A 12,020-nucleotide genomic window follows, 5' to 3' on the forward strand; every position below is an offset into this window, starting at 1 on the left:
AGGGCGCAGTTAAGAGCGTCGGTCCGGGAGTGGTTACCTGAAAGGAATACTAGATGTAGTTTTTGAAAACTTCAACCATACAATATATAGATGTTTGAACAAAAAAGCCCCCAGCGCGAAATGCGGCGGGGGCCGGGGATGTTTGCGAAAAAAATTACATGCGCATTGCGATAGCCAGACGGTTGAAGGCATTCATCAGGCTGATAGCGAAGGTCAGGTCGCTGATTTGCTCTGCGCTAAAATGCGTCAGCAGCGGTTGGTACACGCTATCTTCCGCGTGATGCTCGGCGATATGCGTTACGTCTTCGGCCCAGGTCAGTGCAGCGGCTTCTGCTTCACTGAAGTGATTACTCACTCTCCAGCCAGCCAGGGCGTCCAGTTTGGTCTGATCCACACCCGCTTTGCGCAGCGCTTTACTGTGCATCTCCAGGCAGAAGGCGCAACCGTTAATTTGTGAAACGCGCAGGTAGACGAGCTCCAGCAGGGTGCGGTCCAGAGAACTCTTTTCCAGGGCAAGGCTTGCCTGAACCATACCTTTGTACACGTCAGGGCTTAATTCGTTATAGGGTTGGCGCAGCAGGGTCATATTGTCTCTCCTCATTATCGATATGCATAAAAGTAGCACTATAATGGTCTGCATCAGATAGCCATATTATGAGTAAAAAAGCAGACCATGATGCAAAGCGATGGCCCACGTTATCGGCAGATTGCCAGGCAGCTGAAAACCGCAATAGAGGAAGGCAAGTTAACGGCAGGCAGACGGCTACCGTCCAGCCGGGTTTATGCGCAGGAGCTGGGCGTGTCACGCGTGACGGTAGAAAATGCCTACGGCGAGCTGGTGGCGCAGGGATGGCTTGAACGGCGCGGCCAGGCCGGGACGTTTGTCAGTGAACATCTCACGCTCAAACCGGCGGTGGCAGAGCCAACCTGGTTTGGCGGCGAGGAGCCGCATCCGCAACCTTTTCAGCTTGGGCTGCCTGCGTTGGATCTCTTCCCCCGGGCATTATGGGCGAAAGTGATGGGGCGGAGGTTGCGAACTCAGACGCGTTTTGACCTTGCGCTGGGTGATGTATGTGGCGAGATGGCGCTACGTCAGGCGATTGTCGAGTATCTGCGACTGTCGCGCAGTATTGAGTGTCAGCCAGAACAGGTGTTCATCACTTCTGGTTATGCGGCGTCGATGAGTCTGATATTACGTGCGCTTGATGGGCGCGGGCAGGGAATGTGGGTGGAAGATCCCGGTTTCCCGTTAATTCGTCCGGTGATTACGCAAGAAGGGGTGAACATGCACCCGATTCCGGTGGATAGTGAAGGGATGGAAGTGGAGTGGGCACTCACTAATGCACCTGAAGCCCGCTTTGCGTTGCTCACCCCTGCACATCAAAGCCCGCTGGGTGTGGCGCTCTCTCTGCCGCGTCGCCGCCAACTGCTGGACTGGGCAATGCGCCAGCAGGCGTGGATTATTGAAGACGATTACGACAGTGAGTTTCGCTATCAGGGTAAGCCGCTCCCCCCGTTGAAAAGCCTGGATGCGCCGCAGCGCGTCATTTACGCCGGTACCTTCAGCAAGGCGATGTTTCCGGCGCTGCGCACCGCCTGGTTGGTGATTCCTGTGCCGCTGGTGGCGCAGTTTCGTCGCCAGGTACAAAAAATCGCCTGCCCGGTACCGCTGTTGTGGCAGCAAACGTTGGCGGATTTTATCCATGAAGGTCACTTCTGGCGACATCTGAAGAAGATGCGCGTGCATTACGCCGAGCGGCGGCGCTGGCTGGAGGAGGCGTTACAGGCACACGGTTTTGACGTGGTGGCGCAGCAAGGGGGTATTCAACTGGTGGTGAAGATTTCCGGCGACGATAGGTCATGGGCGCGGCGCGCGCGCGATGCCGGGCTGGCTGTGCAGGCGGTGAATGACTGGCGGATTAACGGAAGCGGAGTGCCAGGGCTCATCATGAGCTTTACCAATATTACGTCGCAGGCGATGGCAAACGAGCAGGTTTTGGCGTTGAAGCGGGCTTTAAAATAAAAACCCCGGCGTAAACGCCGGGGTGCAGACGCGTAGCCGTTCAGAAACTGATCTTAAATTTTCCCGATACGGCGCATTTATTATCTTGACTGTTTCACTTCAATTATCGACGCAAACTTAATAATGCGCCAACAAATATCCCAACGGCGGCAACCGCGCCTAAGCTCTGCCAGGGCTTCTCACGGACGTAGGTACTGGCGCAGTTCAGGTAATCGCAGGCGGCCTGCTGGGAACGGCTGCGGCCATGCAGTCTGGCGCGGGACTCTTTCAACAGCGCCTGTGCTTTACGACGTGCGGCGTCAGCCTCACCTTTTGCATCGCTACCCCAGCTTTTTAGTACATCCTCAAGGCTATCAGCTAACTGATTAACTTGATCCTGGATATCCTGAGTCTCATCAACAACCTCATTGCGGCCAAATCGATTAGGCATGTGTTTCTCCTTTTTATGTGGGGACGGAATTAAGTGTAGGCAAAATTTTTATCCTTTGGAGCGAATCACAGCGAATCGACGCGTTTGTGGATTTTTCTGAAAGCGGGGTTAATGCTGATTACTGTAAGGTGGCGATGCAGTAAGAGATGACGAGGAAAAAATAATGTATTTACGACCTGATGAGGTGGCGCGCGTTCTTGAAAAAGTGGGCTTCACTGTGGATGTGGTAACCCAAAAAGCTTACGGCTATCGCCGTGGCGAGAATTATGTTTACGTGAATCGTGAAGCGCGGATGGGACGCACGGCGTTGATTATCCATCCGGCGTTAAAAGAGCGTAGTAATTCGTTAGCAGAACCGGCTTCTGAAATCAAAACCTGCGATCACTATCAGCAATTCCCGCTCTATTTAGGTGGGGATGAACAGCAACATTACGGTATTCCGCATGGCTTCAGTTCGCGTATTGCGCTGGAGCGTTATTTGAACGGTTTATTTGGCGAGTTTCATTAAGCGAGCGACTGGCATTGGCCAGTCGCAGTGCATTATGCCTTTGCCTGACTGTACTGGCTGACACGGAAAAGTCGGCGACAGAAATCGAGAAAATAACCGTATACCGCGCCCATCACCATTGAAACCACAATATTCGAGCTTACGGCGGCGGCAATCTGATGCCAGTCTGCGCCGATAGTCAGCAGGATAACCACATACACCGGCGACTGAAACGTAACATACGCCAGCGTATCCGCGAGATTTTTCACCCAGCCTGCCGGGCTAATGCGACGTGCCAGGCGCATAATCGCATCACGATAAATACCGTACGGCCATGCAATAATAATGTTTACCGGTACCGCTAACAGACGAGAAGAAAGCGACTGCTCAAAGGTCATTCCGGAGAGAAAAATTTCAATCATCATGTTCACGACGGAACAGTAGACCACCATGGCGAAAGTGTCTGCTGCTGCGTGACGCAGGCGTGACTGCGCAGAGAACATCGGTATGCTCCTCGAAAAGTAACGAAAACCGTCAATAAAGGGGGTTCTAAAGGCGTTTTGGGTTGCCTTTGTTGCTATGTATAGATTATCTGGCTGGGTTAAAACTAACAACTAGTGAAATATTTTTATTTAAACGCTTTTTGTCAATAAAATACTCTGTCGATGGATGATTTTAACTGTTAGCATTATTTTTAGTTATGTGTTGTTTTTATTGTTTTAAAATCAATAATTTATGTGTTTATGTGCACTGTGTTGCAGATAACTGAGATGTGCTGTTGAGGCCAGTAAGCTTGGGATACGGTTTATAAGTGTGATATTTGTCATTTTTGGTGTTTTTTATGCCAGTTAACGGTGTTTTGCAGCAGTTAGTTCTGATGTCATTATTCTGTAGTTATGCACTTAGCGTGGGTTATTATTCACCCTGTTGTTTTGTTAACAAGACGTTGCAACATCCGGCAAATGCGCATCGGTTGCGGGAATATTAATTTAGTATCTGCGGGCTGTATTTAAATATAATATCGAAACACCGTGAGGATATATTCATTAATATTTCGGCGGTGGTAATATATTTGTAAATACAATATAATTAGCCGCTGTAGTAATGTATTTTGTTTTGAATAAGGAATTTTATAGCCCTATGTCTGTTATGTTACAAAAATTGAATAACATCCGTTCTTTGCGTGCAATGGCGCGAGATTTCTCCATTGACGTTCTTGAAGAAATGCTGGAAAAAGTCAGGATCGTCACTGAAGAAAAGAGAAATAAAGAGCAGTTAGCGATGCAGCAACGTGCAGAGCAGCAAGAAAAAATTAATACCTGGCTCGAGTTAATGCAGGCTGATGGTATTTCACCGGAAGAGCTGGCGGATATGAAAGCCGCTATCGCCGGTGCGCCGAAAAAACGCGCATCGCGTCCGGCAAAATATCGCTTTACCGATTTCAACGGTGAAGTAAAAACCTGGACTGGCCAGGGCCGTACGCCAAAACCTATCGCGCAGGCGCTGGCTAACGGTAAATCACTGGATGATTTTCTGATCTAAGTGCCCAAATAAAGCGGTGAGAAGTGTCTCACCGCACAATTTATCAGCAAACGCCGAAATCACCTTCTTCGGTATATGGCGTAACCTCTTCCAGCTTCAGGGTGTATTTCTCTCCCTGCTCATTACTTGCCTGTACAGCAACAATATGATCGTTGTGCGTTTCCACAACTTTGAGTTTTGGCCCACCCATTTTCGGTTGTACAAAATCACCTGGTGAATACATCGCAATACTCCTGCTCTATTTGTTAACGTTATCTAAGATTAAGCTGGTGTAACGAAATAGTAAATGCAGCATCCTTAACGACGATTCCACGGCATGACGGCTAACAGCCTGGCCATGCCACAAAATCCGCTGATACCCGCGAAGGTGAGACCGGCACCGACAAAGGCGCTCAGCAGGAAGAATGCCTCTGAAACCGTGTAACCCAAAACGCAGCCCAGAAGAATTAATCCACCGGCCGCAATTTGCACCTGCCGCATAAGCGGTAATGGCTGCTTTTTATCTTCGATTGTTTCCAGCCCGGCGGCTTTCCATGCCTGAATGCCACCTTCCAGCACCATTACCTTAGCAGGCGCGGCGGCGGCAACCAGCCGGGTGAGATTGTTGCGGGTGCGGTTTCCGGACTGGCAATGGAAAATAACCACGTCATCGGCGTTAACAGGCAGCGTCGAACCCCGCTCAATGACGCTTAATGGTAACGGTTGAGCCTGGGCAATATGTTCGCGAGCAAATTCATCTGCGTCGCGGATATCAACCAGCTTTGCGCCTTCTTGAAGTTGCGTTAGCGCCTGCTGGGGGGAAATCATCTCTGTTGTCATTATCCTGATACCTTGTGCAGGGGTGTTCCTATCTTAATGTATATGCAGGTGAATAACGAGAGTGAGAACTGTCCACTATTCGTCATTAATGATTAATATAAAAAGTAAAATAATCATGGTTCGAATTTTAACACTTAGCAAGATCATGGTTTAGCCGCATGATGACTATGGTTAATATTCTTGGTAGGAATATTCTTACTTAATGTAAATATTTAAAGCTTATGGATGAACATTATTCACTTTAAATATCAAATTTATGTTAACTATCAGCGTTTATTAACTACTGTGTTAATCATAATGACATATATTGTAATTTATAATGCATTCATTTATATCCTCAGTCCAACATATCATTCTTATTTAACGATTAACCTGGAAGTGTTTAAATTCCGCAACGCATAAGTCACATAATTTGTTGTTGCAATTCGTGCTATTGCCGATATTATTTATTCGTAGGCCTAATATGTTTATCGGGTCTGACACTCATTAAAGTCGATATTTTTCGGTTGAGAACACTGAGATAAAGACTGTGCATAATATCCTACCGATGGAACGACGATTAACTTCAACACGGAAGAACTGGCGATAACGCCTGGCATTTTATTGCTTTGCGTATACCGCACTGGATAGCCGTCAAAGAAGAGAGAAATAACAATGAAATCGCAGTTCCGTATTATGGCCGTGGTTATCGCGGCTCTGGCATCAGGTACCACGCTTTCCGCTATTGCTAACGACATGACCACTACCGTGCCCGCCGCTGATGGTGCTCAGGGTGCTGGCGGTCAGGTGAAATTTACCGGGGAAATCACTGACGCAGCGTGCGATATCGATGCCAACAGCACCAATCAGGTGGTCGATCTGGGAAAATGGGCAAGTAGCTACTTTAAAGCAACCGGGACAGAAACGACTAAAACGCCTTTCCACATCAAAGTTAAAGATTGCCCGTCTTCTGTGAGTAAAGTTTCTGTACTGTTCGATGGCACGCATGATGCTATTGAAAGCGATCTGCTGGCGATTAAAGGTGATGCGACAGGCGTTGGTATTAAACTGATTGAAGCGGACGAAACCACGCAGGTTAAACTGGGTACGATTTCTAAAGATTACCCGATTGATGCAGGCAGCAAAGGTGAGGCGGGTAGCGCCGATCTGTTGTTCTACGCTGACTATCGTGCTACTGCCGATACCGTCACAGCAGGTAACGCTGATGGCGTGACCAATTTCGAAATGATTTACAACTAAGTCGAATCTGAGCAGGGGATTTCTCCTGCTCATTAATCTTTTTCTCGTTTCCCCTCACAAATGATTGCTATTTATGAAACGTATTATCGCAGGCGTTGCTCTTTCATTCTTATTGGTTACTGCTGCTAAGGCGGGCGTGGTCGTGGGGGGAACCCGCGTAATATATGAGGAAGGGAAGCGTGAAGCCTCTATTTCGGTGACGAATGCTGATACCCACACGCCGTATCTGGTGCAATCCTGGGCGGAGAATTTTAACGAAAATGACAAACGCCCGGTGCCCTTTATTGTTACGCCGCCGCTGTTCCGTCTTGATCCTGAAAAAAGAAATATGCTGCGCATCAGCTATACCGGTATGGAATTGCCGCATGATCGGGAGTCCGTATTCTGGTTGAATGTGAAGACTATTTCGCCTTCCCAGAAAGGGGATGTGAATAAATTACAGGTAAACATTAAATCTAAATTTAAGATTTTTTATCGCCCAGACAATTTGGCGGGTGATCCGGCTAAAGCATGGCAGCAGCTGCAATTTCACACGACGGGTAATCAGTTAGTGGTAAATAACCCTACGCCCTATTTTGTGTCTTTATTTTCTGTTTCCGTTGCCGGAAAAGAGGTCGATGAACCAGGAATGGTTGCGCCCATGTCATCGTTAACGTGGCCGATGAGTGGCTCGGGGACGGTGAAATGGCGTGCAATTAATGATTTCGGCGGCATCACTGACGTTGCGCAGCAGTAATGTGCCCGTTCCCACGCAGCCATTCGTATACGACGATGGACAAGGCACTGCTGCTGGCAACGGTGCCAACCGCACTGTTTCTGTTGTGCCACCACCGTCTGGCGCTGGCCGACGACTATTTCGATCCGGCTGCGCTGGAGGTGACCGATCCGCAGCAGAAAACCGCCGATCTTCACTATTTTGAAAAGAATGGCGGCCAGCAGCCCGGTACTTACCCGGTGGCTATCTGGGTGAATAATCAGCAGGTCGGGCAGGGGAATGTGACCTTTGTCGAGGACAATGGCACTCTGCAACCTCTGCTGACGGCGGCGCAATTGGCGGAATTTGGCGTCAACGTCAGCGCTTTTTCTGCTTTTAATCAGCTACATGATGGCGAAACATTTGCTCAGATCAGCCGCTATATTCCTGATGCCAGCAGTACTTTCGATTTTAGCGAACAGCGGCTGAATCTCAGTATTCCGCAGGCGGCAATGAACCTGCAAAGCCGTGGCTACGTTGACCCGGCGCGCTGGGATGATGGCGTACCGGCTGCCTTTGTAAATTACAATCTTACTGGCGCACAATCGCGGTATCGCGACGGCGAGCATAACTCGAACTATTTAAGCTTACGCAGCGGCATGAACATTGGCGCCTGGCGGCTGCGCAACGTCTCGTCGATGCAATACGACAAAACCAGCCACTGGCGCTCACAAAGCACCTATTTGCAGCGCGACGTGAAGTCTTTAAAAAGCCTGCTGCGCGTGGGGGATACTTATACCTCCGGCGACGTTTTCGATAGCGTGCAGTTTCGTGGCGCGCAGCTCTCCTCGGATGGCGAAATGCTGCCGGACAGCATGCGCGGCTTTGCGCCAGTGATCCGCGGGATGGCACACAGCAACGCCAAAGTCACCGTCTCGCAGCACGGTTATGTCATTTATGAAACCTATGTCGCACCAGGGGCATTTGCCCTGAAAGATCTTTATCCGACCGCGCAAAGCGGCGATCTTGAGGTCACGGTAAAAGAGAGCGGCGGTTCCGAGCGCAAGTTTACCCAGCCCTATTCCGCGATCCCCTTTATGCTGCGCGAGGGGCGGCTAAAATACAGCGTCAGCGCAGGCCACTATCATTCAGGCATTGATGGTAATCGTTCCCCGCAGTTTATTCAGTCGACGCTGTTTTACGGGTTACCGGCGAGCTTTACGCTCTACGGCGGCAGTCAACTGGCACAGGATTATCAATCCTGGGCGGCTGGTGCGGGGCACGGGTTTGGCGATTTCGGCTCGCTGGGGGCGGATGTCACCTGGGCCAATACGCGCGCGCCTTCCGGTAAGCGTTATTCAGGTCACTCTGTCCGTGTGCAGTACCAAAAAGATGTGAGTCTAACCGGTACGACCTTTAACCTTGCCAGCTACCGCTACTCATCCAACGGATTTTATGACTTCAGCGAAGCCAATGCGCTGGAGAGTGAAAACGGTCTGGTGGACAACAAGCGTAGTCGTGAAGAGATATCGATTTCACAGCCCCTTGGTGGTAGCAGCAGCCTGACGGCATCTGCTTATTCCCAACGATACTGGCGTACCGGGCGTCACGATCAGACGGTGCATTTCGGGTTTTACAACACCTGGCAGGGCGTTTCGTGGGGCGTAGGCTACTACTACACCAAATCTTCCGAGCAGAATAAATCTGACCGTTCACTGTCATTTAACATCACGATCCCGCTCGGCCAGTGGTTATCCAACAGCTCGGTGAGCTACAACACCACATCAGATAACAACGGTTATACCTCGCAGCAGGTTTCGTTGTACGGCTCGGTGCCGGATAATCAAAATCTTTATTACACCGTCCAGCAGGGTTACGGCAATAACGGCCAGGGCGCCAACAGCAGCGTTGCGCTTGATTACCGTGGGGGGTACGGCAGCACTCAACTGGGTTATCGCCACGATAAGCAGAGTAACCAACTTACCTGGGGCGCATCGGGCTCGATTGTCGCGCATCCCCACGGCGTTACGTTTGGGCAGAGTACGGGCGACAGCTTTGCGATTGTTCGCGCCCCAGGCGCATCGGACGTGGCCATCCAGAATGGGACGAACGTGCATACGGACTGGCGCGGCTACGCAGTGGTGCCGACCTTAACGCCGTATCGCAAAAACTACATTACCCTCGACACCGAGTCGCTCAAAGATGACACCGACGTCGATCTTCAGGGGCAGACGGTGATCCCCGGCGGCGGTGCGGTAGTGATGGCGAATTATCAAACGCACATTGGTAATCGCGTTCTGTTTACTCTCCATGATAGCCACGGGCCATTGCCCTTCGGTGCCAGCGCGCAGATACGTAAAAACAGCGATGACGACGCGACGCCTGCCAGCGGTATTGTCGCTGAACAGGGACAAGTGTATCTGAGCGGCGTGCCCGAAGAAGGCACGCTGGTGGCGCAATGGGAAACCGATAACATCTCGCACCACTGCACGCTGCACTTCCATATTTCCAGTAACCCACAGCAAAATCCGGTGAAAACAGTCACTGGTCTTTGCTTATAAGAGAGAGCGATATGCGACATCGTGACGGCGCGCTGTTTTTCTTTTTCCTGCTGATTGCGGGTTTTTATAGCCACGCTTCGCATGCGGAAACCTGCATGGCGAGCGTCGGGCAGATGACGCTGAATACGCATAATTTGACCTACTTACCCACGCTGCCCGTGAACACGCAAATGGCCAATCAGATGGCGGATAACGGCAACGGGATTCACTTTTCCTGTGATTTGCAAACACCACTGGCGAACTGGAAACGCATTGTTTACCAACAAAAGGACACCACCGGTTCCGGGACAGTGATCAATGGGCATCATGTGTTTGCCTCAAAACTGGATGGCGTGAGCTACTCGGCAGGATTTCAGTGCAATGGTGGGCCGATTCGCTATATCGGCGACAGCACGGCTCCGGCGGGCGGTGAGTCGGTGACGGTATGTGACAGTGATGAACTGCCGGACCTTCTTAGTGAGCGCGAGCCCATCGTCAAAATGTATATCACTTTCTATAAAACCGGTGAGGTGACGATGAGCGGCGGCAACCACACCAACGTGGAATCTCAGCCGCATTTAGGTGAACTCTATATTGAGGATCGTACCGACAGCGCGACCAGTGTGAAAAGCAATCCGGTGTCGATTGACCTGGCGGCGCTTAATGTTGATATTGGCGCCAGCGGCAGTTGTCAGGTCAGCGCCTCCAGCATTCAGGTAAACCTGGGATCTGTGAATCGCGCCGAATTTAAGGGCAAAGGGCTGACGGCAGGCTCCGCCCGTTCCTTTGATATTCCGGTTTATTGTTCGGCGCCAAGCGATGTCAGAGTGGGCTTCTTCGGCGTTCTTGCCGCCAGCGATTCCCCGGATACGCTGGCACTGACGAAAAGCGGCGATGCGGCAACGGGCGTGGGCGTTAAGCTGACTTATGGCAACAATGATGCCTCTGCACCTTCAGCAGGCACGTCGGTAAAAATTAATGAAGCGTCTAACCTGCCTATTCTGAAGCATGTGACGGCGGCAAATGCGGGTAACGCGGAGAACGTGAATTTTTCGGCGCAGTATGTTCAGACGGAAGGCAGCGTAACGGCAGGGGAAGCGAACAGTATTGTGACGTTTGCGCTGGTGTATAATTGAGTTGTTAGCCAGCAAAATACCGCAAGTCCAACACATTGTAGATAACCTGTAGGCCGGATAAGCGCAGCGCATCCGGCATAAGCACCAAAGCAAAAAGGCCGCTAAGCGGCCTTTTTATCACTCTGAGAAATTACTCAGTCACTTTATTTTTCAGCGACTCAGCACCTTCTTTGGTTTTATTCCAGGCTTTCTGCGAGCCTTCGCTCACTTTGCTCCCGGTGCTGTCTGCTTTACCTTCAGCAGCATGTTTGGATTTCAGCTTCAGCTCTTCGCCTTCATGCTGCGCCTGATGCAGCTTTTCTTTAGCGGTATTCGCATTCTCATGCGCCGCGGCAACGGTATCGTCCGTTGCGTGGGTGGTGGCAGCAAAAACAGGAGAAGCCAGCAGCAGGGCAGATAATGCGATCATTGTTTTTTTCATAATATCCTCATCTATCGTTATGGCTGTATGCGATATATTCAGCATGGCAGAGCGAAGCGGCAGATGCATTAGGAAAAAACTGTATTTGGATCAGGATGTTCTGCATTGAGTGATTTTGGTAGTGAAAGATCGCTACTAAATCATTGTACAGACACCTTTCATCTGGCTGCGTTAATACATGAAAATACGTGTGATCGCGGCATTTTTTTACGCACCGCCTCAGATTCAGGATTTGCTGAATTATGTATTCAACAAATCAATAAAATAATCTCTCTTGCAGACTCCCGGTTGAATTGGTAGGGAGGCCTGGCGCAATAAAATTCCTGGCCCCTGCGTCAGACGCTATTCTTCAGGGCTGATCATTTCCCTGGGCAGGCGTGTATCGTGACAGTTTTGATAGCGTGCAGGTCAGATCACCGAAGGATGTAGGTTAAGCGCATTAGCAATGAGCCACTCCCCCTTAGGCCATGGTCGATTCTGTGTATTAGCTAGCGTAGAGGAGGCCAGCCCGGCTTCGCGGGATACGCGCGCAAGATTGGTACTGCGCTTGCGCAGTGCTGCGATGATGTCGGCGGGGTGCCAGTTTTTTTGGGGCCTTTATTCATCCTTGATACTTTGAAAACATGAATTATCCCGTTTTGGGATAAAAGAGTGAATCGCTGATATTCGATTTTGGGATAAAAATCGAG

General features: G+C 50.3%; 12 protein-coding genes and 2 pseudogenes. 7 read left to right on the plus strand and 7 right to left on the minus strand.

Features of this window, described 5'->3' with window-relative positions:
- Positions 1–154 precede the first annotated feature (154 nt).
- On the minus strand, positions 155–586 hold the full coding sequence (locus tag NMC31_RS17195) for a carboxymuconolactone decarboxylase family protein (RefSeq protein WP_253898599.1): 432 nt from the start codon (positions 584–586) through the stop codon (positions 155–157).
- A gap of 90 nt (positions 587–676) precedes the next feature.
- Between NMC31_RS17195 and pdxR the strand changes: the two genes are divergently transcribed.
- On the plus strand, positions 677–2,023 hold the full coding sequence (pdxR, locus tag NMC31_RS17200) for a MocR-like pyridoxine biosynthesis transcription factor PdxR (RefSeq protein WP_253898622.1): 1,347 nt from the start codon (positions 677–679) through the stop codon (positions 2,021–2,023).
- Between the two features lie 103 nt (positions 2,024–2,126).
- On the opposite strand, the gene NMC31_RS17205 is transcribed toward pdxR, so the two are convergent.
- Positions 2,127–2,453, minus strand: a complete 327-nt coding sequence (locus tag NMC31_RS17205) for a DUF883 family protein (RefSeq protein WP_149461701.1) — start codon at positions 2,451–2,453, stop codon at positions 2,127–2,129.
- 163 nt (positions 2,454–2,616) lie between these two features.
- On the opposite strand from NMC31_RS17205, the gene NMC31_RS17210 reads away from it, so the two are divergent.
- A complete protein-coding gene (locus tag NMC31_RS17210) occupies positions 2,617–2,961 on the plus strand; it encodes a DUF2002 family protein (protein WP_149461702.1) in 345 nt (114 codons plus the stop codon).
- 32 nt (positions 2,962–2,993) lie between these two features.
- On the opposite strand, the gene alaE is transcribed toward NMC31_RS17210, so the two are convergent.
- Entirely contained in the window at positions 2,994–3,443 is a 450-nt protein-coding gene (gene alaE / locus NMC31_RS17215) for an L-alanine exporter AlaE (protein WP_253898600.1), read from the minus strand.
- A 637-nt stretch (positions 3,444–4,080) separates the two neighbouring features.
- On the opposite strand from alaE, the gene stpA reads away from it, so the two are divergent.
- Positions 4,081–4,482 (plus strand): DNA-binding protein StpA, encoded by a 402-nt coding sequence (gene stpA, locus NMC31_RS17220; RefSeq protein ID WP_253898601.1) that lies wholly within the window; start codon positions 4,081–4,083, stop codon positions 4,480–4,482.
- Positions 4,483–4,525: 43 nt separating this feature from the next.
- Here the strand turns inward: stpA and NMC31_RS17225 are convergent, their stop codons facing one another.
- Positions 4,526–4,705, minus strand: a complete 180-nt coding sequence (locus NMC31_RS17225; protein ID WP_149461705.1) for a GDFGVC terminal motif YodC-like protein — start codon at positions 4,703–4,705, stop codon at positions 4,526–4,528.
- Positions 4,706–4,779: 74 nt separating this feature from the next.
- Positions 4,780–5,301 (minus strand): rhodanese family protein, encoded by a 522-nt coding sequence (locus NMC31_RS17230; protein WP_253898602.1) that lies wholly within the window; start codon positions 5,299–5,301, stop codon positions 4,780–4,782.
- Positions 5,302–5,955: 654 nt separating this feature from the next.
- Between NMC31_RS17230 and NMC31_RS17235 the strand changes: the two genes are divergently transcribed.
- From NMC31_RS17235 to NMC31_RS17250, 4 genes are all read left to right on the plus strand, one after another.
- Complete coding sequence (locus NMC31_RS17235; RefSeq protein WP_253898603.1) at positions 5,956–6,540, plus strand: fimbrial protein; 585 nt, start codon at positions 5,956–5,958, stop codon at positions 6,538–6,540.
- A gap of 73 nt (positions 6,541–6,613) precedes the next feature.
- Positions 6,614–7,276: a fimbrial biogenesis chaperone gene (locus NMC31_RS17240; RefSeq protein ID WP_253898604.1), complete on the plus strand. Its 663-nt coding sequence runs from the start codon at positions 6,614–6,616 to the stop codon at positions 7,274–7,276.
- A gap of 35 nt (positions 7,277–7,311) precedes the next feature.
- Positions 7,312–9,795, plus strand: a complete 2,484-nt coding sequence (locus NMC31_RS17245; protein ID WP_253898605.1) for a fimbria/pilus outer membrane usher protein — start codon at positions 7,312–7,314, stop codon at positions 9,793–9,795.
- 11 nt (positions 9,796–9,806) lie between these two features.
- Complete coding sequence (locus NMC31_RS17250; RefSeq protein WP_436650591.1) at positions 9,807–10,910, plus strand: fimbrial protein; 1,104 nt, start codon at positions 9,807–9,809, stop codon at positions 10,908–10,910.
- 133 nt (positions 10,911–11,043) lie between these two features.
- Here NMC31_RS17250 and NMC31_RS17255 read toward each other — a convergent pair.
- Both NMC31_RS17255 and NMC31_RS17260 read right to left on the minus strand, forming a co-directional pair.
- Positions 11,044–11,331, minus strand: a pseudogene (locus tag NMC31_RS17255) (KPN_00521 family repetitive protein); the annotation flags it as partial.
- Positions 11,332–11,739: 408 nt separating this feature from the next.
- A pseudogene (locus NMC31_RS17260) lies at positions 11,740–11,919 on the minus strand (helix-turn-helix domain-containing protein); the annotation flags it as partial.
- Positions 11,920–12,020: the final 101 nt, after the last annotated feature.

Origin of the sequence: Pseudocitrobacter vendiensis (assembly GCF_943590815.1) — a bacterium.
Taxonomy (GTDB): Bacteria; Pseudomonadota; Gammaproteobacteria; order Enterobacterales; family Enterobacteriaceae; genus Pseudocitrobacter; species Pseudocitrobacter vendiensis.

Bases quoted from the DNA above. Each gene is read 5' to 3' on its own strand.
- NMC31_RS17195 (WP_253898599.1), bottom strand. From the start codon at position 586: ATGACCCTGCTGCGCCAACCCTATAACGAATTAAGCCCTGACGTGTAC.
- pdxR (WP_253898622.1), top strand. From the start codon at position 677: ATGCAAAGCGATGGCCCACGTTATCGGCAGATTGCCAGGCAGCTGAAA.
- NMC31_RS17205 (WP_149461701.1), bottom strand. From the start codon at position 2,453: ATGCCTAATCGATTTGGCCGCAATGAGGTTGTTGATGAGACTCAGGAT.
- NMC31_RS17210 (WP_149461702.1), top strand. From the start codon at position 2,617: ATGTATTTACGACCTGATGAGGTGGCGCGCGTTCTTGAAAAAGTGGGC.
- alaE (WP_253898600.1), bottom strand. From the start codon at position 3,443: ATGTTCTCTGCGCAGTCACGCCTGCGTCACGCAGCAGCAGACACTTTC.
- stpA (WP_253898601.1), top strand. From the start codon at position 4,081: ATGTCTGTTATGTTACAAAAATTGAATAACATCCGTTCTTTGCGTGCA.
- NMC31_RS17225 (WP_149461705.1), bottom strand. From the start codon at position 4,705: ATGTATTCACCAGGTGATTTTGTACAACCGAAAATGGGTGGGCCAAAA.
- NMC31_RS17230 (WP_253898602.1), bottom strand. From the start codon at position 5,301: ATGACAACAGAGATGATTTCCCCCCAGCAGGCGCTAACGCAACTTCAA.
- NMC31_RS17235 (WP_253898603.1), top strand. From the start codon at position 5,956: ATGAAATCGCAGTTCCGTATTATGGCCGTGGTTATCGCGGCTCTGGCA.
- NMC31_RS17240 (WP_253898604.1), top strand. From the start codon at position 6,614: ATGAAACGTATTATCGCAGGCGTTGCTCTTTCATTCTTATTGGTTACT.
- NMC31_RS17245 (WP_253898605.1), top strand. From the start codon at position 7,312: ATGGACAAGGCACTGCTGCTGGCAACGGTGCCAACCGCACTGTTTCTG.
- NMC31_RS17250 (WP_436650591.1), top strand. From the start codon at position 9,807: ATGCGACATCGTGACGGCGCGCTGTTTTTCTTTTTCCTGCTGATTGCG.